This is a genomic window from uncultured Psychrobacter sp. (assembly GCF_947500265.1).
Classification (GTDB): Bacteria; Pseudomonadota; Gammaproteobacteria; order Pseudomonadales; family Moraxellaceae; genus Psychrobacter.
The window spans coordinates 160,569-183,399 of sequence record NZ_CANMRN010000003.1 but is presented as its reverse complement, the minus strand read 5'-3'; the positions used below and the strand labels follow the sequence as shown (position 1 = coordinate 183,399).

Sequence of the window (22,831 nt, the reverse complement as noted above, 5' to 3'; positions counted from 1 at the left end):
TAATGGACCAGCTTGTCAGCGTGGTATCGTATTTACATTGTTATCGTCATCTGTTTGACCACCAATACTTAGGCAGCTATCGATATACTTTTCGATCCTAACGCTAAACTACCCATACTTGCTCAACTATGCTGGCATAAAGAACCATCAGATAAATAGTCATTAAATAATGATTGGTTATCGAGTACGGTCGTTGTCATGCAATTAGTGAGTCAGTGTTGTGTTGTAATCGGTTAATAAGCTGATTTATTATCAGCGTTATTAACGCGATGGTATTTAGTGTCACTATTTATTTTATGGTACCGAATAACATTCAGTACAGTATTTTTAATTTGTAGGGCTATATTTGGTAAGTAATACCTCTAAATAAAAATGCGCCCTAAAATCAGATGAAACGTGTCAGGTCAGCAGGATAAATAGTGTCAACCTCTTTACTGGCAAGTAGTAGAAAACTGACAAGCAATAAAACGGTGGTCAACTATTTGTAACAACAATGATTATTGCTGTCGCCTCTGCTTAATTGTCGCTCAACATGCTAAACTATAGCAAATCTTTGTGTAAATACCTAACTAAAAATGACAAACTCAAAAATGACTGACGACGCTACTACCCATGAAGCCCCTGCTATTTTTAATAGCAAAACACGCCCACAAAGCGCTGACGATGAGATTAGCAACTTCGGTAAGGTGAACTACCTCGAAGTAACGCGCCATCAACACGACCAGCGTTTGGATAACTTTTTGTTAAACCGTTTAAAAGGTTTGCCAAAATCACATATCTACAAAATGATTCGCTCAGATGAGGTACGCGTCAATAATAAGCGCTGCAAAGCACACGATAGGGTGCAGCGTGAAGATGTGGTACGTATTGCCCCTGTAGAGTTAGCAACGCGCGAAAAACCAATTATTAGTACCGAGTTTGCAAAGAGCTTGCTGGCTCGTGTGGTCTATGAAGATGACGGTTTGCTAGTGCTGAATAAGCCTTCTGGTATCGCTGTGCATGGCGGTAGCGGCTTGGACTTTGGGGTTATCGAAGCCATGCGTGAAGTGACGGGTAAAAAGTATCTAGAGCTGATCCATCGCATTGATAAAGACACATCAGGGCTACTGATGATTTCCAAAAAACGCTCAACGCTCAAAGTGTTACAGCAGCACTTGGTAGACAAGACCATTCAAAAGCACTATCTATGTCTAGCCAAAGGACAGCCTGCGCTTAATGAGCAGCGTATCAATGCACCATTGCTAAGATATACGCTTGCCAGTGGTGAGCGCCGAGTGAAAGTAGATAGCCAAGACCCACAAGCGAAAGAAAGCCAGACTGATATCGTTATCCATGATCGCTTTATGATTAATAGTCAGCCAGTCAGCTTAATTGAAGCCAAGCCATTGACCGGTCGCACTCATCAAATCCGTGTGCATTTGGCACATATTGGTCATGCCATCTTGGGTGATGACAAATATAACGTCCATGATAAATCAGGTGTCCATCGTCTGTGCCTACATGCTTGGCGCTTAGATATTCCAGGCTACAAGACTATTACTGCGCCATTGCCAGACGATATGGCAGATTGGCTACCAGAAACAACGAAATTGCCTGAATAATTTTTCAAAATAAACTCTTAAGCTAAACTATTTTGTATTTTCCTAAACGTCACGATATCTTATTTTTACGAATAAGACGCCGTGACGTTTTAGTATCTGCTATTTATTATTAATATTCATTAAGGTAAATTCATGACCACACCAGCTACAACTTCAGAGTATGTTGTAAATACTCAACCATCAGCAGAACACAATCTGTCTGATAAGACGTTAATTATTTTTGATTGGGACGGCACGCTAATGGATTCAATCGGTCTAATCGTTGAGTCTATGCATGTGGCTGGGGAAACACACGGGTTTGAGACGACTGATAAAGCCGTAAAAGATATCATTGGTCTGAGCTTAATGAATGGGATTAAGATTTTATATCCGCAGGCAAAGGATACACAGTTGCTTGAGATTCAGCAAACCTATGCAGAGTACTATATTGCCAATAGTCATAGTACGCCGCTATTTGAACCGATAGAGCATATGTTGCAAACTTTGCAGCAGCAGGGCAAAACGCTCGCCGTAGCAACTGGTAAAAAAAGAAAAGGGCTAGATCGTGTATTAGATGCCTCAGATAGCCATGATTATTTTGCAATTACGCGTTGTGCTGATGAGTCAGGCTCAAAACCTGATCCGCAAATGTTGACCGATATCTTGGATTATACGCAGCAGCAGGTTTCTGATGCTGTGTTTATCGGCGACAGTATCTATGACATTCAGATGGCAACAGCATTAGGCATGACCAGTATAGCGGTGAACTATGGTACGGCAACGAGTGTAGAGCTTGCTGAGCAAAATCCAACCTACCAAGTTGATACTCCACAAGCGCTAGTAGACTTGTTATGCGGGTAGAGCTACTTTTATCATTCTCGTTATTTTAATAGCACGCCGATAATAATAATGAGTGAATAAACAGGCAATAAAAAAGGGTTTATCGTAATAGCGATAAACCCTTTTTTGCTAAAGACAATGATATCTATTTGTTTTCTTTATCAACGCTCTCTTTTTCACCGCTTTCTTTTTCAATAGCGTCTTCTAACTCAGCGCCTTCTAGCAATGCAAAAGATGACTCGATAATTTTGTCTGCATCAAGCTGATACTCATACCAGTTGCCCATTATCCCAGCCAACTCATCGAGACCTTCTTTTCTAAGGGCTGAAAATAACTGAATGGTACAGTTTAAGCCCAGTTTTTTCAGTCTTTTGCGAGTTTCGAGTAGGGCGTTCTTAGAAGCACCGTACTTCAGTTTATCTGCTTTGGTCAGCAGAATATGTACTGGTAGCTCACCATCGTTTGCCCAGTGCAGCATTTGCTCATCAAAAAACTTAAGCGGATGACGAATATCTGTCATCAATACCAGACCTGCAAGGCTTGAGCGTGATACCAAGTATTCTTCTAGCTCAACCTGCCATTCTTTTTTCATCTCTAGCGGAACAGCTGCATAGCCGTAACCAGGCAAATCGACCAAACGTCTGTCAGTATCACCGATACTAAAAAAGTTAATCATCTGCGTGCGTCCAGGTGTTTTAGACGAGCGAGCTAATTGACGCTGATTGGTTAAGGCGTTGATGGCTGATGATTTGCCAGCGTTTGAGCGACCTGCAAAAGCGACTTCCAATCCCATATCAGGAGGACAGAGACGAAAGGTAGGTGCTGACATCATAAATTCAGTTTGCTGAATTTTCTGACGAGATTTGGTATTGAACAAGGCATGTTCAGCGGCGACATCGTTAAACGGGGTACTCATAAATGGCTCATTAATCTTAAAAAATTGGATGCGATTATAAAATTTTAGTCAGCTGATGATTCAAGTCATCGGTGCGGTCAAGTAAGTGGTCAAGCAATAGGTAAACCAAGTTAAAAGGCAGTTCTTTATCAATACAGTTATGTGCAAATCATAAAAGTAGCTATTTAAAATTACTGGCTATTCTATACTATTCCGCGTCTTACTTATTGAAATAACTGCGATTAGCATCATATAAATAGTAGGATAACATTAAAGTTGGTCAGTCATTAAGACAAGTTCTCAGCTTTAACAAAGCCATATCCAAATTCTCTATGTTTATATGACATATATTGTTACAATGTTTAATGAAGGATGTTTAATAGAACGATTGATGAGACACGTGAAATATCACGAGGAGGTGCTCTATGTTTTCAATCAGTAAACTTCTTAGCACGAGTTATCGCGCTATAACGGCTAGCAGTGCTGCACTATTATTAAGTGGCATTATGATTAGCAGCGCAAGTGCGGCGGATATCGCCACTACCTATAATAACTCATGTGCAGCCTGTCACGATAGTGGGGCGTTAAATGCCATCAAAAAAGGTGATAGTGCCAAATGGCAACAGCTGATTAAACAAAAAAGTATGCCGACGCTTATCAAGTCTGTCAAAGGTGGGATGCCGCAGATGCCAGCAGGTGGTCTTTGCGACAAATGTAGTGATGACGATTATCGTAACCTTATCGAATATATGAGCAAATAATCGACTTATAAATATAATTTGAACATATAAAATAAAGCGCCGGTTTAACAACCTATCTGCGCTTTTTGTTTTTGCGGCATATTGTATATTGTGTTGCCAGAAAACTGATGGATACTATGATTAAGTAGGCAAATGATACAAAGTCTTGCTATAATAATCGAAAATAAACCCTGATGTTAGTAAGTACTTTCAGACTGCTTGTGTCCAAGACCTCAAAATATACGCCATTCTTATGATTAAAGAGACGGCTATATCAGGTATCTTACCAGTGCAATCACTCTAAATAATGCTTACGCCGAGCTAGTAGGATTTGTATCAATGAAAAAGTTAATCGCTGCTGCCAGCTTATGCGTTGCAAGTTTCAGCGTACAAGCTGCTATTATTGTTCCTGAATATGACGTCAATGCAGGTCAAAAAGTTGCAGAAACCGTTTGTGCCGCTTGTCATGGTCTTAATGGCGTCAGCATTGTTCCTGCACAGCCAAACCTTGGCGGCCAAAACGTAAAGTACCTATATAAACAGCTAGTCAACTTTAAAGCAGGATATCGCAAAAACGGTATCATGCAGTCACAAGTTGCTAATCTGTCTCAGCAAGACCTAGCCAACGTAGCAGGTTATTACGCCAGTCAAGCGCCTTGGGGCGTTGGCTACGGCAATCCTGCAACCAACCAAGAAGCGACTAAGCTATTCTTGGGCGGCGATAAGTCGCGCGGTGTTATTGGCTGTGCAGGCTGTCATGGTCCAGATGCTGCAGGTAACACTTGGGCTGCATTTCCAAAGCTAGGCGGACAGCACGCTCAGTATATTGCTACTCAGCTAAAACTATTCCGTGCCGCTGGACGTGTTGATGATATCGATAGTGATGATCAAAAACGAGTCAATGATGCAGCCAAAGAAGGGGAGATGGGTATGATGCAAACAGTTGCATCGAAACTATCAGATCGTGATATTCGTATCCTGTCAGACTATGTAAGTGCTATTCACTAATTGAGTCGCACTGATTCAATATCTGATACATACTTTGCTTTGCATAGAAGGCCATTGAGTAAAGCCACTGAGTACTGAATCGTATATTGATTATATCTGAATGACTAAACCCCGATTTCGGGGTTTTTTTATAACTGTTTGTCCCTTATATTAAGACAGTATTTAGCTGAATTCATTTACAGAAGCCAGTCGTTGCTCTGTATAATTATAAATTATCGTTATTCACTTTATACCAATTTTCAAAATACGATTAGCCTTGTTAAACATGTCTAGTCTACTATGCGTAGTACTTGCACTTGTTTCGTTTGCTAATCCAGTTTTTGTGAGTGGTATTAGATCGTTTGGATTGAAATTATGATGATCCGTTATGCTTCTTATTTTATCGCGGCGCTACTACCGTTATTGCTATTTCGTTGGTTTGCACCTGCGTCAATTGGTGAGATTGATTTTTGGCTACTATGGCTGTTAGCCATGGTATTGGTTGCGCTGCCAGTTGTTTACGCTGAGATAGCATTGGCCTATCGCAGTGTCGAAGGCCCTCTAGCGGGTATGCAAAAGCTCACTCGTGAAGCAGATGTCAGTCCGATATGGCGCAGCTTTGGTTGGTTAGCGGCGCTGGTCTCTATTGTGATTGCAGCATTGGTTATATCTGGTGCAAGTACAGGTATATTGTCTGCATTAACTGAGCTAAATAGCGTACCCGATGTACCTAGCTTCGCAGTTGCTGCAGGCCTGATGGTCATTGCGTTACTCTTAAGCTTGCTGGGTATTACGCCTTTACCTATTGGCTTAGGGTTGATGGTAATAGGGTTGCTACTAGGATTCGCAAACGGTGTGCCAAATGCTGGTTTTGCCATGACTGATGTCAGTTTGACGGAATGGGCACGCGCAGTCGCGTTAGCGTTAGTGAGTGTCGGTGCGGGTACAGGATTATACTGGTTCGGTCAGAACTTAGTGAGTAAGCAGACAGTCACAGCGGTAGAAGCAAACAATCAGCAAGCAAACAACAGAGCGGCTACTCGTGAGTACCGTGCAACCAAGTTAGTGTTACCGATTTGGGTGTTGCAACTGCTGATAGGAGTAGTAGCTTTATTTACTAGTGGTATGTCGCTACCGCCGATTGGACAGCTGTTATATTGGGGCGGGGTGTTATTTGTAGCCAGTTACTTGCTACATTACAGCACGCAACAGTTAACGCACAAGTTTGGATTATTAGCTAGTTTGATAATCACTTTTGCTGTAGCTTTATTACTAGTGGTTGCGATTCCAACAGCATGGTTAGTTGGCATCTTGGTCATTATTAGTAGCATTGCTGTACTGTTATTATCAGTATTTGCGGGTTGGCAGATGAAGATTAGCCATCTACGCAAGTCGTTAAATTTTAGCAATGAAGCAGTTTATAACTTGTGGCGAGTAGCGATACGTTTAGTCGTACCATTAGCATTGCTGCTAGCATTGATAGGTTGGGTGATGCAGTGGTTGAGCTAACAGTCGAAGGTCGTGACAACAGCGTGCCACAGTCTACTCAAGCTAACTTAATGACCGTATATCTGGCGTATGCTGAAGATGAGCAGCGCCAGCATTATCTAGCTTTGCAGGTCAAACAAGGTACTAGTTTGCATGAAGCGTTGGCGCAAGCAGGGTGGCTTGAGAAATTTGCAGAACTGGCAGAGTGGTGTGAGCAAGTAATAGATATCACCACACCAACTGCAAAACGTTGGCATGTAGGGATTTATGCACAGAAACAGCCACTAAGCTATTTGCTACAGCCTCTTGACCGTATCGAGGTATATCGCAGTTTAAGCGCTGATCCTATGTCTCAGCGCAAAAATAAATCTCGTAGCTAAACCATTAACTATCTAAGCTAATAGGTTTCGCTAACTATGACGCTGGCAGACTCTCAATACCTTCGATGCGCGTGACCAAACCATTATCATCAAAGTAAACAACTAAATGCTGGCTAGCGTTTTTGACATCTGCGATGCCTTTGCGGCTACCTTCAGTGCCTGCTTTGTAGTCATAGATATAATCCCAGCGTTTAGGCTCAAGAGTATCTCGAATCGCAGGGCTACCAAGAGTATAAAGAACTTGGTTTTGATTCATACCCACTTTTAGCTTTAGAGCTTGGGTTTGAGTAATCGCTGTGCCTTGTGGCAAATCAATCTTATAAACACTCAATAATGAGCAGCCAGACATAGCAACAGTAGCGCTAAGCATACTGGTGATAACGATCTTACGTAATGCGCTTGTGTGGCTTAACGGACGGAAATTTAATGTCTTTATCATGGTAAGATGACTCATAAGAAATGAATTAGGTGTGGCCAGCGTTAGGTCGTACCAGTCTGACCGACAATCTTGGACAAATGATACGTCATTTACTTGCAATTGCCTACCACTTACGACATTATTTACCAAACACAATCTGAATAGTTAGATTAATTATATTTTAAATTCATAGGCTTGCATCTCGATATTTAGAAAATAATAAGAGAGATGTCTGCATAAGTTTCATCAGTTTATTATTAATCATTTACTTTATATTAAATAAAAATAATCTTTGCTGATTATTTATCTCATATTTTCTATTTGTTAAGGCTGTTACAGTCAAAAGGGATATTATGGCTTCTTTTACCAATCAAGATTTACGTAGAGCAGGACTCAAGGTCACGTTACCTCGTATTAAAATTTTAGAGCTATTAGAAAGCGCAGAGCTGCATCACATGAGTGCAGAAGAAGTGTATAAGGCGCTTATCGAGCAAGGTGAAGACGTAGGTCTTGCCACTGTCTATCGTGTCCTAACACAGTTTGAGCAAGCAGGTATTGTTGAGCGTCATAACTTTGAAAACAATCTATCTGTATTCGAGATTACCCAAGAAGAGCATCACGATCATCTAGTTTGTGATGTGTGTGGCAAAATTATAGAGTTTCATAATGAAGTCATTGAAGAAGAACAACTAAAAGTAGCAGAAAAACATGGCTTTAAACTGTCTGGGCATTCTCTTGTGCTATATGGTATTTGCGCGGATCAAGCTTGTAGAGACAGCGCGAAGTAATCGTCTAGCGTATAAGTAGAAACGCTTATTTCTGCCAGTACTACGATATCGAACAATAAAAGAAACCCTCGTTATTTATAACGAGGGTTTTTTTATATGTCTATTATACGTAGAAAGCTTAATGATTTAGCTTACATCTAACGATAAACTATCGGCACCTTCATCTAAATTCGCCTTACCATTTTTGCTGCTGAGCTTAATTTTGAGGCGTAGATCGTTAGGAGAGTCGGCATGTAGAATCGCTTCTTTATACGTTATCTCTCCTTGCTCATACAAATCAAAAAGTGCCTGATCAAAGGTTTGCATACCACTGTCTCGTGAGCGTGTCATCACATCTTTGATTTCATGAACTTCCCCTTTACGGATATAGTCACTGATCAGCTGCGAATTTAGCAAAATTTCAATAGCAGCGCGTCTTCCTTTACCATCAGGCGTGGGGATAAGTTGCTGCGCGATAATAGCTTGCAGGTTCAACGACAAATCCATAAACAACTGATTATGGCGACTGGTTTCAAAGAAGTGAATGATACGATCGATTGCTTGGTTAGCGTTGTTTGCGTGCAACGTTGCAAACACTAGATGGCCAGTTTCTGCGTACTGAATAGCATAGCTCATGACTTCACGGTTACGAATCTCACCGATTAAGATGACATCGGGTGCTTGGCGTAGCGTGTTTTTTAGGCCCGCTTCAAATGAATGGGTATCGATACCAACCTCACGTTGGGTGATAATACAGCCGCGATGTTTATGGACAAATTCGATAGGGTCTTCTATCGTAATAATATGACCATGAGAATTTTGATTGCGATGTCCTATCATTGCAGCAAGGGTAGTGGATTTACCCGTACCCGTTGCGCCAACTAATAGAATAATACCGCGTTTTTTCATGGCCAATTCTTTTAGCGCTGGCGGTAAACGTAACTCTTCGACCGTTGGAATGTTGTTTTCAATTTTCCGTAAAATCATTCCTGCCATGTCACGTTGTACAAATGCACTGACTCGAAAGCGAGCTTGCTGTGCTTCATCAGAGATAGCAAATTGACACTCGTTGGTTTCTTCAAACTCTTTTTGCTGGCTTGGCGTCATTACACCTTTGACCAATCTCATGGTTTGCTCAGCACTCAAAGGGGTTCTACCGACAGGTAAGATTTTTCCATTCACTTTCATGGAAGGCGCTACGTCAGCAGTAATAAAAAGGTCAGAGCCATTTTTGCTGATCATTAATTGTAATAGTTTATCAATATCCATATCGCACCTGCACCGGATGTAAGTCGATTAAAATCATATTTTAAATACGTCAGTAAAAAGTAATAAAGTAGAAACAGAGACCATAAGTTGTTTGTTATTTTTAGTGGTATCTGTCAATACTATCTATCAGTACTACAAAAATGCCTCAGGTTGCTTGGCGTAAGGACGTGCAACATCCTTACTAATGGTTCCTTTACTTACCAAGTTCTTTAACGTCTGATCAAGGGTAATCATGCCATCGCCTGCACCCGTTTGGATAGCAGAATACATTTGAGCGATTTTGTTCTCACGTATCAAGTTACGGATAGCAGGGGTGCCTATCATGATTTCATGGGCGGCTATACGTCCACCCGCTTGTCGACGTAACAGGGTCTGTGAAATAACAGCTTGCAATGATTCTGACAGCATCGCGCGGATCATGTCTTTTTCAGCAGCTGGGAATACATCAATAACGCGGTCAATCGTTTTAGCCGCTGAGCTGGTATGCAAGGTGCCGAACACTAAGTGACCAGTCTCTGCCGCTGTCAGTGCCAAACGGATAGTCTCAAGGTCACGTAGCTCACCAACTAAGATAACATCGGGATCTTCACGTAGGGCAGAGCGCAATGCTGGCTCAAAACCCAAAGTATCACGGTGTACTTCACGCTGATTGATCAAGCTTTTCTTAGACTGATGTACAAATTCAATCGGGTCTTCGATAGTTAGAATATGCTCTTTACGGCTTTCGTTAATATAATCAATCATCGCTGCAAGTGTTGTCGACTTACCTGAACCTGTTGGGCCTGTGACCAATACCACACCACGCTTAAAGTCTGAAACGCGTCTAAAGACATCGCCCATACCTAAGTCTTCCATCGTTAATACTTTGGAAGGAATGGTACGAAATACAGCACCTGCACCGCGGTTTTGATTAAAAGCGTTGACACGAAAACGTGCTAGATTAGGAATTTCAAAAGAAAAATCCGTTTCAAAAAACTCTTCAAAGTCGGCACGTTGCTTATCATTCATGATGTCATAAATAAGCTGATGCACGACTTGATGGGTCATCTCTGGCATATTGATACGTGTCATTTCACCATCGACACGTATCATTGCTGGCATACCCGCTGAAATATGTAAATCTGATGCCTTATGTTTAACCGTAAAGCGCAGCAAGTCTTCGATATTAAGATTATTTTTTTCAGCCATAATTTGATATTCCTATCACTTAGTCTAGGTAAGACAAAACACTATAAAAGTACGTGGTAAACTATTTATCGATAGCCTTAGTATAATAAGAGACGATAAGAGACTCACTAGTACAGGTCTTTACCATCACTAACATATTCAGCAGCATATGTTAAAGCATGTAACAATATCATAACAAGACTGTGCGTATTTAACCATCTACTAAATTAAGAAAAAATAGAACTGGATCGTTTTAAAATAATTCTTATAGGAACTATTTCTAATTTACTTTTAAGAATCGGATAGTTGTGTTTCTTTTATAATAAAAATTTCAGAAAAAAATTTCAAAAAATTAATCAAGCAATAAGGGCAAAATATGAAGGAAATGAATGGCAATATTGATGAAGTGACACTTATCGATAACTGGCAACAAGTTAGTAAGCAGATGAAGCAAGCATGCGATTATGCTGACAGACAGGTTGATAATGTTATGTTATTGGCTGTTTCAAAAACTAAACCTGCTGACATGATTGCAATTTTAGCAAAGCAGGGACAGCGTGATTTTGGTGAAAACTATCTACAAGAAGCCATCGAAAAAATTACTACTCTTAAAGCTCAACCTGTAGGCAAGAGTATCGTTTGGCATTATATCGGTAGTATTCAACGTAATAAGACACGTGACATTGCAGAGCACTTTGATTGGGTGCAAACGGTTGAGCGCGATATCATCGCCAAACGATTGAATGAGCAACGACCAGCTGACCTGCCACCGTTGAATGTGTTGATCCAATTAAATATCGATAACGAAGATAGCAAATCCGGATGTCTGCCAGCCCAGTTGCCAGAGCTGATAACAGCGATTAAAGGGTACGAGCGTTTACAGCTGCGAGGTCTGATGATTATCCCTGCTAAAGCCAACACGGATGCTTTTGCTCGAACTAAGCAACTGTTTGAAGAGATTAAAGCTGACCATCCAGAGCTAGATAGCTGGGATACGCTTAGTATGGGTATGAGTGGTGATATGGCAGAAGCGATAGAAAACGGCACAACGATGGTACGTGTCGGTACTGCTATATTTGGTCAGCGTGCTTAAAACAATGTGAATAGGTTAATTAAGCATTCTTTAACTAGCCAGTAAATTAAATGACATCTTCTAATTTGGTGACTAGCATCTGTGTAATTTTAAGATTATCAGTCGCAATAATCTCAAATCGATAATTGGCATACTCAATCGTGTCGGTCTTTTTCGGAATTTTTCGGAGCATATACATCATAAATCCACTGATAGTTTCGTAATTTTGACTGCGTGGTAAGTCGACGATATCTAATGCACGAATCACATCTTCAATAGGGGTCATGCCATCGATTAACCAAGAGTTGTCAGTGCGCTGGACGATAGGCTGTTCCTCTAACGTTACCAGCTCGCCCATCACAATGCTCATCACGTCCTTTAAGGTGATAACACCAACGACTAGGGCATATTCATTCACGATGACCGCAAAATCAGCGCCAGTAGATTTAAACATCTCTAATACTTCAAATAAAGACAGCGTATCAGGCACGAAAAGTGCTGGCTTTAATAGAGTCTTGTTTGTCAGGCTAACTTCCTGTTGGTTCAAAACCAAAGCTAAAAAGCTACGAGATTCCACATAACCAATGATATGTTCTAAGTCGTCATCATGGCAAACCAAAAACTTATTGTGTGGCTGCTCAATCATGATATTCACGACTTCTTCGGTACTTGTTTTGGTATCAAAGTAAACGATATTTTCTCGAGGGTTCATTACTGAGGTGACGGTACGCTCTTGTATATCAAAGATGTTTTCAATCAAGTGATGCTCTTGCTTCTTTAATACACCTGCTTCAGCACCTGCATCCATCACTGCATAAATATCTTCTGGTGTCATATCATCTTGACGTATGGTTGAGATGCCAAAAAGCTTAAACAGGATATTTGCAGCCCCATCGAACACCCATATAATGGGCTTTAGTATAAATATCAGCAGCATCATCGGGCGTACGAGCCGTACCGCTATCGTCTCAGCATTTGACATGGCCAAACGCCTAGGCATTAGATCAGCAAGTAGTGAAAACAAACTCGTGATAAGTACAAATGATATAACCGATGCTATCGTTTCACTATTTAATAACTGCTTGAGATAAGGACTGATGGCTGATTCACCGACGGCACCAGCTGAAATAGCGACCGCATTTAGCACTATTTGTACGACGGTAATAAAACTTCCAGGATGCTCCTGCATATTAAGGACGTCAAGTGCACGAACATCGCCTTCTTTTGCCATAATTTGGAGCTTGATTTTGCGGCCTGCAGCGATGGCAATCTCAGCAGCAGAGACAAAGGTACTCAAGGCAAGCAGTAAAAGAAGAAAAACACTAGCGGTTAGCAAACTCATGACGTACTCGAAAAAAAATAAAGATAATTGAGGCAAATAGTTGTTGAAGCTGTGTGGAAAAGAATCGGGCTAGGTGTAGAAGTTTTTGGTGGATAAAAACCAAAAAAGCTGGGCAAGCACCCAGCTAATAGTAAAAAATTCGATATCTTGTAAAACTGGCTAACTAGTACCTTTCAACTTATAGATAGTAGAAGTTGAGAGGTATGTAGTAATTAGCCTTTGATTGACCACTTATTGACTAATGGGTAACGGCGTTCACGCCCAAAAGCTTTGTGGCTAATCTTAGTACCGATAGGAGATTGCAAGCGTTTGTATTCGCTGTTGTCTACCATTTTGATGACTTTGGCGACCATCTCAGCATCGAAGCCTTTATCAATGATTTCTTGATAGCCCATGTCTTCATCGATATATGACGTCAAGATACCATCTAACACATCGTAGTCAGGCAAGCTGTCTTGATCTTTTTGATCTGGACGTAATTCAGCTGATGGCGGACGGGTAATAACACGCTCAGGAATAACCGGCGTATCTTCTAAACGGTTACGATAGCTCGCCAATTTATAAACTTGAGACTTATATACGTCTTTTAGTACGTCAAAGCCACCAGCCATGTCGCCATATAGCGTTGAGTAACCAACAGCCAATTCTGACTTGTTACCAGTCGTAATAACTAAATGACCGAATTTATTAGACAATGCCATCAAAATAACACCACGAGCACGCGCTTGGATGTTTTCTTCGGTCGTGTCCGCTGGCGACTTATTGAATAACGGTGCTAGCGTATGACGGATGCCTTCGACAGCGTCAAAAATAGGGCAGACGGTGTAAGAAACATTTAAGCGACGTGCCTGTGCTTGAGCATCTTCTAGACTGATTTGAGAGGTGTACTCGTATGGCATCATGACTGCATATACCTTGTCAGCGCCTAGAGCGTCAACAGCAATACAAAGCGTCAATGCCGAGTCAATACCACCTGACAATCCAACAATAATGCCAGAGAACCCTGAATGGTTGACATAGTCGCGTAGACCGACGACTAATGCTTGATACATTTCAGATTCACGGCTCAAAGTTAGAGGTGCTTTGGTCTGCTCGTTAAATTTAGCAGTTTTTACATCTAACGTGGCCAATAGCAACTGGTTCATAAAGCGCGGCGCTTCATGGGCAACGCTACCGTCAGCTTGTACAGCCATAGAGCCGCCATCAAACACTAGATCGTCTTGCCCGCCGACAGCATTGACATAGACGATAGGTAGTTTGCTTTCACGGCTACGCTTGGCCAGCATGGTTTTGCGATTGTCTTGCTTTTCAATCTCAAAAGGCGAGGCGTTTAAGCTTACAATTAGATCAGCACCTTGTTTTTTAAGCTCAGAGATAGGACCTTTTTCCCACAAATCTTCACAGATAAGCAGACCAATAGTAATGCCTTTATAGTCAAATAAAACTTGATTACGACCTTTGTCGAAGTAGCGACGCTCATCAAACACGCCATAATTTGGCAAAATCTGCTTATGGTAAAAACCTTTTTGATGACCATTATGTAGGATGGCAGCAGAGTTAAAAGTACCGTGATGATCGACATGCGGATAGCCGACAATCATGACGATATCATCGATATCACTCAAAGTAGACAAAGCGCTTTTAACACGGCCTGATAAGCTTGGACGTAGCAATAAATCTTGTGGAGGGTAGCCTAGTAGCGCTAACTCTGGAAATACGATTACGTCAGCACCCTGTTCACGTGCTTGTAATGCTAGGGTACGCATTTTTTCGACGTTGGTTGCGATATCACCGACCAAAAAATGTGATTGAGCTAAAGCAAAAGTGACAGTATCTTGTGGTTTATTGGTCTTACTGGCTTCGTTTGAGGTGTTAGAGTTGGGGTTATCAGTGTCTTTTGACATTGTTATTGTTCCTATCGATATATTATTAAAATTTGGTGTGTCTGTATTGATTTCAAATAAAATCAAAGTAAATCCGAAATTAACTCAAAACTGCGCTCTGGCATATCAAGCTCGAATATTGAGCTGATATGCTGAGTCTAAATCTCGTATAAGCCTTTATAAAAGACTTATGATTTTGCTCAAGTAATTCACTCTAAGTGATAGCGACACCCTAAAATTAGAACTTATGATAGTCTAAAAGAAGACGGTATAAGCAGGTGTTGAAATCTGGCTCAAAGGATTCGATGTCTGTACGACGATGTAAATAAATATGTGCAAATAAACTTAACTACACTGAAAAGCTTAAAATAATTGCTTTAGTATAACATCAATTGTCGCGACAAATAGAACGCACCAGTGGATTCCCTTATAAGATAACAGTTTAAAAGCTGAACATAAAAGCAGTTTTCGATACATCATTTTTACACACTAAATTCATGCATTATGCGCTAGTCATTATCGTCGTCATCTAGTAAGCTTGCATAGACAAAGTTGTAAGTAAAGATTACAACAACGCGTTATATAATTCACACGCTTTATTGCATAATAAAGCGTGCTAACTGCATTTTTATTGTGTTATCTATGATAATAAATGGCTATGAATTTATAGTATAGAACTAGACATAGTCATACTATTTAATTGTCATGTTACTTAATCTTCATGTGAATTTATAAGTCCGTAGCAATATAAGTCCGACGCAATGCTTTTTTGTATGATTCGCAACTCTCGCTAATGGATACGGCTTACAGACAGTGTCTAAGAGCTGATATTCATCACACATTTATAAACTCGCCAGCAAAATTATCGTTTGCTGTCCGCTTTTGGTTTATACGCTATGATTGAAAACTGGACAAAAGAATTTATTATTCAGCGCTTATTAGCAATTACGTTGCTAGTGGTACTGTTCGTATTGTGTTTTCAAGTGGTGCAATTTTTTATTGTGCCAGCGCTGTGGGCAGCGATTTTGGCCTATGTGACTTTTCCTATTTATAATTTCTTCCATGAAAAGGTAAAGCTAAGCCCAGATTTTAGTGCCGCTATTATGACGGTGAGTATCTCACTGATAATAGGCGTGCCACTGGTCATCGGTGTGTTTATCTTGCAGCAAGAAGCTTTAAGTTTAATCAGTAACTTGATTTATCGTATCAAGGTAGGCTATTTAGATGTGCCTGACTCCCTCAAAGATTTGCCTATCATCGGTCAGCAAGTCAAGGACGTACTGTGGCGCATCAACAAAAATCCAGAAGGGACGCTAGAAGCTTTTCGCATTTGGGTTCAGTCGCATTTATATTATGGCAAAATAGCATTTGATGTGGTGTTCAGTAGTTTGGCCAAACTCGGTATGGCGTTAATGACGCTTTTCTTCTTTTACCGAGATGGCACCAGTCTGGTTCGGCAGATTCGTCAAGCGCTGCGCAATATTATCGGTAATCGCATCGACGGTTACATCGATTCTGTGGGTACAACTACGCGTGCGGTGGTATACGGCATTGGGCTGACGGCATTGGCTCAGGCTTTATTGGCTGGTATCGGCTATTACTTCGCTGGTGCGCCAAGTCCTATTTTATTGACCATTGTCACGTTTATTATTGCCTTGATTCCGTTTGGCACGCCATTCGTTTGGGGCGGTGTATCGATTTGGCTGTTGAGCCAAGGACATACTGCAGAGGGTATTGGATTGGCACTATGGGGTGTACTGGTAATTAGCTGGGTGGATAATTTGATTCGTCCTATCGTCATTAGCGGCGCGACCAAAATTCCTTTTATCATTATTTTTATCGGTGTACTGGGTGGTCTAACAGCGTTTGGTTTTGTTGGTTTGTTTATCGGGCCTGTCGTATTGGCTATCGGGCTTGCGGTATGGCGCGAGTGGATATCGCAGCATAAGAATGAGATATTTGCTCAGCAAGAGGTGATGCTTTCTGACTCTCGTGCGATAGATCCTGTGCACGAACCAGAATAACGAATCACTAGCAAATATGACGTAAAAAATTATCGATAGAGATGGTGGCAAATGATAAATAAGAATATGACAGAACCGACGAATAATAAGACCGATAAGTTAAGTACAATTAAAAATATCACTATTTTAGCGGACAGCAACATCGCCAGTCTAAATGATTTTTTTAATGACGCTACGCTTAGTCAGCTGACTGAGCATACGGTTGATATCATTACTGTCGCTGGTCGAGATATCGATGCAGTGCGACTTGCCAAAGTACAGCCAGATGTACTGCTGATACGCTCGGTGACGAAAGTAAATGAAGCGCTATTGGTTGATAATAACAGTCTACAGTTTGTTGGGTCTGCGACTATTGGTACCGACCATGTAGATCAAGATTATCTAGCATCTCGCAATATCACTTTCGCCAATGCGGCTGGTTGTAGCAAGCATTCTGTGGCTCAATATGTATTGACGGCTGTTTTCACTTTGCGTCCGCAGTATTGGCAGCAATCGGCGTCATTAACATTAGGTGTCATTGGTCTTGGTAATATCGGTAGTACACTTGCTCAATATGCCTATGATTTGGGTTGGCAGGTGCTAGGTTATGATCCCTTGTTACCAGCCTCTAAAACTAACAATGCTAGCTTGGAGCAGGTACTTAGCCAGAGTGACGTGGTTAGTCTGCATGTGCCTTTGACCAATGAAAAGAATGCGACGAATCCTAAAGGTAGTGACTACCCAACACGTCACCTTATCAATGCAGCTGCATTGGCAATGATGCCTGCCGATACGATGCTGATTAATAGTGCGCGAGGGCCTGTAATCGAGGAAAGCGCGCTTGAAGCCAACATTGAGCGTACTGGACGTCAAGTGGTGCTAGACGTGTTTGAGCATGAGCCAGAAATTGAAGAAAGCTTACTATCCAAACTCGCTATTGCCACACCGCATATCGCTGGCTATACGCTAGAAGGTAAGCTACGTGGCACACAAATCATTTATGATGCATTGTGTGAAAAATTAGCAATACCTCCAGCTCAATCTATGTCCAGTCTGCTACCGCTAAATATGTTCTTATGGTCTGAGTTAAAATCGTATCCAGACAGATTGCCAAAGTTTTATGACATCATGCAAGATGATACCTCATTGCGAAATAAGGCGGTTGATGGGCAAGTAAACGGTGCTGACTTCGACAGTCTGAGGCGTGACTACCACTTGCGTCGTGAGTGGCAGTTTTAAACGGCCAGATAGAATCTTTAGCAGCTAATCATTTATCAGTCGCAGTAGAGCCCAATGACTCAAGTAAATAATATTTCTTCGCAGCTTATTACTTCTAAGCCTAGCTACGCGCCAACCATGACACTTGCGATGGCACAAAAGCGCGCGCAATTTATCAGTAGTATTCGGCAGTTTTTTGCCAGTCGACAAGTGCTGGAAGTGCAGACACCGCTATTATCCCAAGCAGGTAATACAGACACTTTTTTGCAGTCTATAGCAGCTCACGTGACCTATCAAGACCGTCCACGCACTTATTATTTGCATACCTCGCCTGAGTTTGCGATGAAGCGTTTATTAGCCAGCTGGCAAGTACCTATCTATCAGATTTGTCCTGTCTTTCGTGATAACGAAATAGGCACACGTCATAATATTGAATTTACGATGCTTGAATGGTATCAACCTAATTATAGTCTGGACGAGATGGCAACTGAACTTAATGAATTGTTGGAGACACTCTATGGTCATTCAATTGTGATGAGTCATTATCGCTATGTCGATGCCTTTATGGACTTTGTGGGCATACATCCGTTGACAGCGAGTTTAACTGCATTGCAAGCCGTGGCAGAAGATATGGGTTTGACAGGATTTGATTTTAATAATACTGATGATAGCGAAGAAAACCGTCGTCAGAGCTGGTTGGATTTGTTATTCAGTCATGCCGTAGAGCCAAACCTAGGTCATGATTTGCCGACATTGATTATAGAGTATCCACCTGCGACCGCTGCACTAGCGAAGACATCTATGGACAAAGACGGTAATAAAATTGCTAAGCGTTTTGAGCTGTATATCAATGGCATTGAAATCGCTAATGCTTATGACGAGCTAGCAGATGGCCAAGCATTGCGTGACCGTTTTGAACAAGACAATCAATTACGTGCGCGTCATGATCTACCTCAAATGCCAATTGATGAACATCTATTAGCTGCCTCCAATGATTTGATGCCATGTAGCGGTATCGCAGTCGGTATGGATAGATTGCTAATGGTTGTAACAGGTGCAAGCAGCTTGGAAGAAGTCATTCCTTTTCCCAGTGGGCAAGCATAATTGAATGAGCTTCTTTTAGATTAGCTGTAATCTAAATACATAATAAAAAGGTCGTTGTCGATTTACCAATTAGATATTGGCGAATCGATAACGACCTTTTGTATTGGCTGCTTTTAAAATCTAGCAGATACAATCAATTTTGCTACTGCTAAATTTATTTATACCGTAGCAACTGCTTCATTGATATCAATATCACCATTGTGTAGATTGAAGACTTTGCCTATCGTGTTATCTGCGGTTAGTACCGCGGCTAGCGTTGTCGCTACATCTTCGATTGCATTCTCACCAGAACTTGTATCATTAATAGTGATTTTGCCTGTACCAGAGCGTTCTTTTAGGGCGCCTGGCTGTACGATAGTGTAATCAAGTGAGCTGTTGTTCACTAACCAGTGATCGGCGTAGTGTTTAGAGATATAGTATTCTTTTAAATCTGCAATACCAGGGTTTTCATCCCATTTTTCAGTTTCTAATGAAAAGACTGAGCTCAGCATAATATAACGTTTAATGCCTTTATCTTGTGCAGCCTGCATCGTTTTTACAGCACCATGCAAATCAACTTCTAAGACGTTTTTGCCACCAGACCCTGCAACAAAGTAAACAGCCTCAATGTCCTGATCTAGTTGTTTTTCAATAGAGTCTTTACTGGCTGTAATGTCTAAATCTAGCTGGGTATAATTGTCATTATCAAATAACTTTTCTTTCTGACGAGTCGTGCCAATAACTTGATGGTCATCAGCCAATAACTGCTTAACCAAATCACCGCCCACTCGACCACTTGCACCAACGACTAAAATTTTCATAACCATTCCTATTTTTATTTAAATGCTATTGTTTGAATTATTCAGTAAGTTTATTTATCTTAAAAACCGAATATAGAGTAACAAAGATAGGTAGCACGCTTCGTTATAAAGCGTGCTGATTGAATAGTGTTTGGTTATAGAGTGTATACAGTTTGCAAGGAAGCAAACGTTGATTAGATGCCATCGTGTCACAGATGGCAGAATGAGTAAGCGTCAGATAGAACGATAAAAATACTAACGAACCAAGCGATTGAGACCATCGGCAAAGGCTTTTTTATCTCGATCACCGTAGGGTTTCTGACCGCTCATTTCCTGCAACTCTAGGACACCAGTACCGCGCATAGTATCCATAAAGTCGCGCATATTGAGCTTCTGCTTGATGTTGTTTTTGTCGTAGACCACACCGCGCGTCGTCAATACCATACCACCTTTATCCAAAATGTCATTGGCCAAAGGAATGTCGCTAGTGATAGCCAAGTCACCAACCTGTATCTGCTCGACGATATAATCATCAGCTTTGTCGAACCCTGATGGCACGACAGTCATAACAAGTAGGGGCGACTTGCGTAGCTTGATCGGCTGATTGGCCACAAATATAGCCATGGTCTTGGTACGTTCAGCCGTCTTAATAATCAAATCTTTGGCAATCAATGGCACCGAGTCTGCGTCCACCCATATCTGCATTATTTTTTGGCCTTCTCAGGTTTTGCTGAGGGAGCAGTCAGGCTGTCTGCTTGGCTGTCTTTATTGTCTAGTTCATCAGCTGTGGCATTATTTTGAACACTGTTCTGAGTACTGTTTTTAGCATTACTCTTAGTATCGACGTCTGCTTTACTAGGCTGAGTATCTACGTTTGCATACTCTTTGTCCAGACCAACCTTGTTTGGCAAGATAGCGACCAGTTTTGCCATAGCAGGCTCTAAATCTGTCACATCATTAGGCATCAGGGTTATATGAGCAATCTTGCGATCGTCACGCTCAGCCTTATGATAGCTATGGTAATGAGCGCCATCGATGTTTAGCACTGCACTGATATCAGGATATTGACCCAGTACATTCACCATAATCGCAGGATGCACATTATCTGTATCGCCTAATGGCAAGTTGACTACGGCACGGATATGGTTCTCAAACTGACTGGTAATAGCGCCTTCGATACTCCAGTGTCCAGAGTTGTGTACCCGTGGCGCGATTTCATTTGCTAGTATCGCGTTGTGACCGCGAGCATCTTTGGTGACGAATAATTCAAGCGCCATAACGCCGACATAATCTAAATGGTTCATGACTTTAGTAATGGCGTCTGTTGCTTGTTGAAACAGGTGACTCGTACCGACAGCAGGTGCTTGAGTTTTGGCTAAGATACCGTTGTGATGATGATTTTCGACCAAGTCGTAACAGCGTACCTGACCGTTTTGCGCTCTTGCTGCAATGATAGAGACTTCACGGCTAAAGTTAATAAAACCTTCAGCAATTAACGGCGCAGGCGTTGGCGTAAGTGAACCTTTACCGCTGACCGCGTCTTTTAAATCTAGCCAAGCTGTTTTAATATCACTGTCCTGCTTGATAACGAACTGTCCCTTACCGTCGTAACCACCGCGACTGGTCTTCAGCACGATTGGTAGCCCAAGCTCATCACAAGCTTGTTTCAACTCAGCTTCAGAATTGACAGCCATAAAGGGTACAGTGGCGATATCAAGTGTGTTGAACATCTGCTTTTCTTTTAGACGATCTTGAGCGATATCAAGCGCAATCAGCGGTGGGAACATGCCTTGCTTGCTGCCAGATTTTGACAAGCGAACCAGTTGCTCGACCGTAGACGTTGGCGTGTTTTCAAACTCTAACGTAAAGACATCCGCTGCTGCGATAAAGTCTTCTAATTGGTCGCTATGAAAGACACGACCGTATAGGCTGGCAGGACATTCTGGATTGTCTTCTAAAAATACGCATTGGTAACCCAATGGCATGGCGGCTTCGGCAAGCATCATACCAAGCTGACCACCGCCTAAAATACCGATGGTACGAATGGTTTGGGTAACAGGATAAGCGTTTGCTGTAGTCATGGCAGGCTCTTTGAATAAAAGTGAATAAGGTGTTTGGGCTATTAAAATCTAAAACTCAATGGGTGAAAATAGGAAAAGGTGCACTGTATGCACCTTATCTCTACTCGGAATTGCTTAAAAATATACAGTGATAGCTTCAATCGTTAAGCTATAAATATAAAAGACGCTGCTATAAAAGTAGGTCGACTTATATCTACCTAAGGATTGATAATACCTGGTGTTGGGCTAGCAAGAATAGTCTCAGTCTGAGACTGGCGCATCTGATCGAGCTTAGTAGCAATCGTATCATCATGCAATGCCAGTACTTGAATTGCAAGTAGGGCAGCGTTATAAGCACCAGCAGCACCAATCGCCAAAGTACCAACAGCGACGCCTTTTGGCATTTGTACGATAGACAGTAGACTATCCCAACCGCTCAGCATAGATGACTTTACGGGGACACCAAAGACAGGTAGCGGCGTTTGACTGGCACACATGCCTGGCAGATGAGCGGCACCACCTGCACCAGCGATGATCACTTGTAGACCATTGTCTTTTGCGCTCTTAGCATAATCAAATAATCTATCAGGCGTACGGTGTGCAGAGACAACTTCACAATCAAAAGCAATGTCAAAGTCTGCAAGCAATTGCGCAGCAGCACTCATAGTCGCCCAGTCAGACTGCGAACCCATGATAATGCCGACTTTTGGCTGACCAGCAGGGGAAGTGATTGGACCGTTCTGGTTAGCAGCAGTATTCGTGGTGCTCATGATTGGATATCCTCAAAAAGACCATCATACAAAAATTTTGCTATGGTCGTAAAGCCAAGTTTGATTTTT

21 protein-coding genes are annotated in these 22,831 nt (G+C 41.6%); 11 read left to right on the top strand and 10 right to left on the bottom strand.

Going from position 1 to position 22,831, the window contains the following annotated elements; all coding sequences use genetic code 11:
* Positions 1-590: 590 nt before the first annotated feature.
* A complete protein-coding gene (locus tag Q0788_RS05680) occupies positions 591-1,601 on the top strand; it encodes an RluA family pseudouridine synthase (protein ID WP_298808646.1) in 1,011 nt (336 codons plus the stop codon).
* Between the two features lie 132 nt (positions 1,602-1,733).
* Positions 1,734-2,441: an HAD family hydrolase gene (locus Q0788_RS05675; RefSeq protein ID WP_298808645.1), complete on the top strand. Its 708-nt coding sequence runs from the start codon at positions 1,734-1,736 to the stop codon at positions 2,439-2,441.
* Positions 2,442-2,565: 124 nt separating this feature from the next.
* On the opposite strand, the gene yihA is transcribed toward Q0788_RS05675, so the two are convergent.
* Positions 2,566-3,336, bottom strand: coding sequence for a ribosome biogenesis GTP-binding protein YihA/YsxC (gene yihA, locus Q0788_RS05670; protein ID WP_102078084.1), 771 nt, complete (start codon positions 3,334-3,336; stop codon positions 2,566-2,568).
* A 404-nt stretch (positions 3,337-3,740) separates the two neighbouring features.
* Between yihA and Q0788_RS05665 the strand changes: the two genes are divergently transcribed.
* From Q0788_RS05665 to Q0788_RS05650, 4 genes are all read left to right on the top strand, one after another.
* Complete coding sequence (locus tag Q0788_RS05665) at positions 3,741-4,076, top strand: c-type cytochrome (protein WP_298808643.1); 336 nt, start codon at positions 3,741-3,743, stop codon at positions 4,074-4,076.
* Positions 4,077-4,394: 318 nt separating this feature from the next.
* Positions 4,395-5,063 (top strand): c-type cytochrome, encoded by a 669-nt coding sequence (locus tag Q0788_RS05660; RefSeq protein WP_101205531.1) that lies wholly within the window; start codon positions 4,395-4,397, stop codon positions 5,061-5,063.
* 354 nt (positions 5,064-5,417) lie between these two features.
* Positions 5,418-6,551, top strand: coding sequence for a hypothetical protein (locus Q0788_RS05655; RefSeq protein WP_298808641.1), 1,134 nt, complete (start codon positions 5,418-5,420; stop codon positions 6,549-6,551).
* Positions 6,539-6,910: an RnfH family protein gene (locus Q0788_RS05650; RefSeq protein ID WP_298808639.1), complete on the top strand. Its 372-nt coding sequence runs from the start codon at positions 6,539-6,541 to the stop codon at positions 6,908-6,910. The genes Q0788_RS05655 and Q0788_RS05650 overlap by 13 nt, the downstream gene beginning before the upstream one ends.
* A gap of 34 nt (positions 6,911-6,944) precedes the next feature.
* Here Q0788_RS05650 and Q0788_RS05645 read toward each other — a convergent pair whose 3' ends face one another.
* Positions 6,945-7,364: an outer membrane protein assembly factor BamE gene (locus Q0788_RS05645; protein WP_298808638.1), complete on the bottom strand. Its 420-nt coding sequence runs from the start codon at positions 7,362-7,364 to the stop codon at positions 6,945-6,947.
* Positions 7,365-7,681: 317 nt separating this feature from the next.
* On the opposite strand from Q0788_RS05645, the gene fur reads away from it, so the two are divergent.
* Entirely contained in the window at positions 7,682-8,116 is a 435-nt protein-coding gene (gene fur / locus Q0788_RS05640; RefSeq protein ID WP_057758249.1) for a ferric iron uptake transcriptional regulator, read from the top strand.
* A 126-nt stretch (positions 8,117-8,242) separates the two neighbouring features.
* On the opposite strand, the gene Q0788_RS05635 is transcribed toward fur, so the two are convergent.
* Both Q0788_RS05635 and Q0788_RS05630 read right to left on the bottom strand, forming a co-directional pair.
* The gene (locus Q0788_RS05635; protein ID WP_298808636.1) at positions 8,243-9,364 is read right to left on the bottom strand and encodes a PilT/PilU family type 4a pilus ATPase; all 1,122 of its coding nucleotides are present in this window, start codon (positions 9,362-9,364) and stop codon (positions 8,243-8,245) included.
* A gap of 132 nt (positions 9,365-9,496) precedes the next feature.
* Entirely contained in the window at positions 9,497-10,552 is a 1,056-nt protein-coding gene (locus Q0788_RS05630) for a type IV pilus twitching motility protein PilT (protein ID WP_057758253.1), read from the bottom strand.
* Between the two features lie 355 nt (positions 10,553-10,907).
* Between Q0788_RS05630 and Q0788_RS05625 the strand changes: the two genes are divergently transcribed.
* Entirely contained in the window at positions 10,908-11,624 is a 717-nt protein-coding gene (locus tag Q0788_RS05625; protein WP_298808634.1) for a YggS family pyridoxal phosphate-dependent enzyme, read from the top strand.
* Between the two features lie 46 nt (positions 11,625-11,670).
* Here Q0788_RS05625 and Q0788_RS05620 read toward each other — a convergent pair whose 3' ends face one another.
* Both Q0788_RS05620 and Q0788_RS05615 read right to left on the bottom strand, forming a co-directional pair.
* The gene (locus Q0788_RS05620; protein WP_298808633.1) at positions 11,671-12,945 is read right to left on the bottom strand and encodes a hemolysin family protein; all 1,275 of its coding nucleotides are present in this window, start codon (positions 12,943-12,945) and stop codon (positions 11,671-11,673) included.
* Positions 12,946-13,157: 212 nt separating this feature from the next.
* Entirely contained in the window at positions 13,158-14,849 is a 1,692-nt protein-coding gene (locus Q0788_RS05615) for an NAD+ synthase (RefSeq protein WP_298808632.1), read from the bottom strand.
* An 875-nt stretch (positions 14,850-15,724) separates the two neighbouring features.
* Here Q0788_RS05615 and Q0788_RS05610 point away from each other — a divergent pair.
* From Q0788_RS05610 to epmA, 3 genes are all read left to right on the top strand, one after another.
* Entirely contained in the window at positions 15,725-16,852 is a 1,128-nt protein-coding gene (locus Q0788_RS05610) for an AI-2E family transporter (protein ID WP_201548554.1), read from the top strand.
* Between the two features lie 108 nt (positions 16,853-16,960).
* Positions 16,961-18,070 carry a 4-phosphoerythronate dehydrogenase gene (locus tag Q0788_RS05605; RefSeq protein ID WP_298809026.1) on the top strand — a complete coding sequence of 370 codons (1,110 nt, stop codon included), beginning with the start codon at positions 16,961-16,963 and terminating at the stop codon, positions 18,068-18,070.
* 54 nt (positions 18,071-18,124) lie between these two features.
* Positions 18,125-19,153, top strand: a complete 1,029-nt coding sequence (epmA, locus tag Q0788_RS05600) for an EF-P lysine aminoacylase EpmA (protein ID WP_298808628.1) — start codon at positions 18,125-18,127, stop codon at positions 19,151-19,153.
* 158 nt (positions 19,154-19,311) lie between these two features.
* On the opposite strand, the gene Q0788_RS05595 is transcribed toward epmA, so the two are convergent.
* From Q0788_RS05595 to purE, 4 genes are all read right to left on the bottom strand, one after another.
* On the bottom strand, positions 19,312-19,953 hold the full coding sequence (locus Q0788_RS05595; RefSeq protein WP_298808626.1) for an NAD(P)H-binding protein: 642 nt from the start codon (positions 19,951-19,953) through the stop codon (positions 19,312-19,314).
* A 234-nt stretch (positions 19,954-20,187) separates the two neighbouring features.
* Positions 20,188-20,637 (bottom strand): DUF188 domain-containing protein, encoded by a 450-nt coding sequence (locus Q0788_RS05590; RefSeq protein WP_102090782.1) that lies wholly within the window; start codon positions 20,635-20,637, stop codon positions 20,188-20,190.
* Positions 20,637-22,013: a 5-(carboxyamino)imidazole ribonucleotide synthase gene (locus Q0788_RS05585; RefSeq protein WP_298808625.1), complete on the bottom strand. Its 1,377-nt coding sequence runs from the start codon at positions 22,011-22,013 to the stop codon at positions 20,637-20,639. Before Q0788_RS05585 ends, Q0788_RS05590 begins: the two co-directional genes overlap by 1 nt.
* Before the next feature lie 197 nt (positions 22,014-22,210).
* The gene (gene purE, locus Q0788_RS05580) at positions 22,211-22,762 is read right to left on the bottom strand and encodes a 5-(carboxyamino)imidazole ribonucleotide mutase (protein ID WP_082624535.1); all 552 of its coding nucleotides are present in this window, start codon (positions 22,760-22,762) and stop codon (positions 22,211-22,213) included.
* Positions 22,763-22,831: the final 69 nt, after the last annotated feature.

What these genes read in the sequence shown, in the direction of transcription:
- Q0788_RS05595 (WP_298808626.1), bottom strand. Translation starts at nt 19,953, where the DNA reads ATGAAAATTTTAGTCGTTGGTGCAAGTGGTCGAGTGGGCGGTGATTTG.
- Q0788_RS05635 (WP_298808636.1), bottom strand. Translation starts at nt 9,364, where the DNA reads ATGGATATTGATAAACTATTACAATTAATGATCAGCAAAAATGGCTCT.
- Q0788_RS05660 (WP_101205531.1), top strand. Translation starts at nt 4,395, where the DNA reads ATGAAAAAGTTAATCGCTGCTGCCAGCTTATGCGTTGCAAGTTTCAGC.
- yihA (WP_102078084.1), bottom strand. Translation starts at nt 3,336, where the DNA reads ATGAGTACCCCGTTTAACGATGTCGCCGCTGAACATGCCTTGTTCAAT.
- epmA (WP_298808628.1), top strand. Translation starts at nt 18,125, where the DNA reads ATGACTCAAGTAAATAATATTTCTTCGCAGCTTATTACTTCTAAGCCT.
- Q0788_RS05590 (WP_102090782.1), bottom strand. Translation starts at nt 20,637, where the DNA reads ATGCAGATATGGGTGGACGCAGACTCGGTGCCATTGATTGCCAAAGAT.
- Q0788_RS05675 (WP_298808645.1), top strand. Translation starts at nt 1,734, where the DNA reads ATGACCACACCAGCTACAACTTCAGAGTATGTTGTAAATACTCAACCA.
- Q0788_RS05655 (WP_298808641.1), top strand. Translation starts at nt 5,418, where the DNA reads ATGATGATCCGTTATGCTTCTTATTTTATCGCGGCGCTACTACCGTTA.
- Q0788_RS05620 (WP_298808633.1), bottom strand. Translation starts at nt 12,945, where the DNA reads ATGAGTTTGCTAACCGCTAGTGTTTTTCTTCTTTTACTGCTTGCCTTG.
- Q0788_RS05630 (WP_057758253.1), bottom strand. Translation starts at nt 10,552, where the DNA reads ATGGCTGAAAAAAATAATCTTAATATCGAAGACTTGCTGCGCTTTACG.
- Q0788_RS05625 (WP_298808634.1), top strand. Translation starts at nt 10,908, where the DNA reads ATGAAGGAAATGAATGGCAATATTGATGAAGTGACACTTATCGATAAC.
- Q0788_RS05680 (WP_298808646.1), top strand. Translation starts at nt 591, where the DNA reads ATGACTGACGACGCTACTACCCATGAAGCCCCTGCTATTTTTAATAGC.
- purE (WP_082624535.1), bottom strand. Translation starts at nt 22,762, where the DNA reads ATGAGCACCACGAATACTGCTGCTAACCAGAACGGTCCAATCACTTCC.
- Q0788_RS05610 (WP_201548554.1), top strand. Translation starts at nt 15,725, where the DNA reads ATGATTGAAAACTGGACAAAAGAATTTATTATTCAGCGCTTATTAGCA.
- Q0788_RS05615 (WP_298808632.1), bottom strand. Translation starts at nt 14,849, where the DNA reads ATGTCAAAAGACACTGATAACCCCAACTCTAACACCTCAAACGAAGCC.
- fur (WP_057758249.1), top strand. Translation starts at nt 7,682, where the DNA reads ATGGCTTCTTTTACCAATCAAGATTTACGTAGAGCAGGACTCAAGGTC.
- Q0788_RS05645 (WP_298808638.1), bottom strand. Translation starts at nt 7,364, where the DNA reads ATGAGTCATCTTACCATGATAAAGACATTAAATTTCCGTCCGTTAAGC.
- Q0788_RS05665 (WP_298808643.1), top strand. Translation starts at nt 3,741, where the DNA reads ATGTTTTCAATCAGTAAACTTCTTAGCACGAGTTATCGCGCTATAACG.
- Q0788_RS05585 (WP_298808625.1), bottom strand. Translation starts at nt 22,013, where the DNA reads ATGACTACAGCAAACGCTTATCCTGTTACCCAAACCATTCGTACCATC.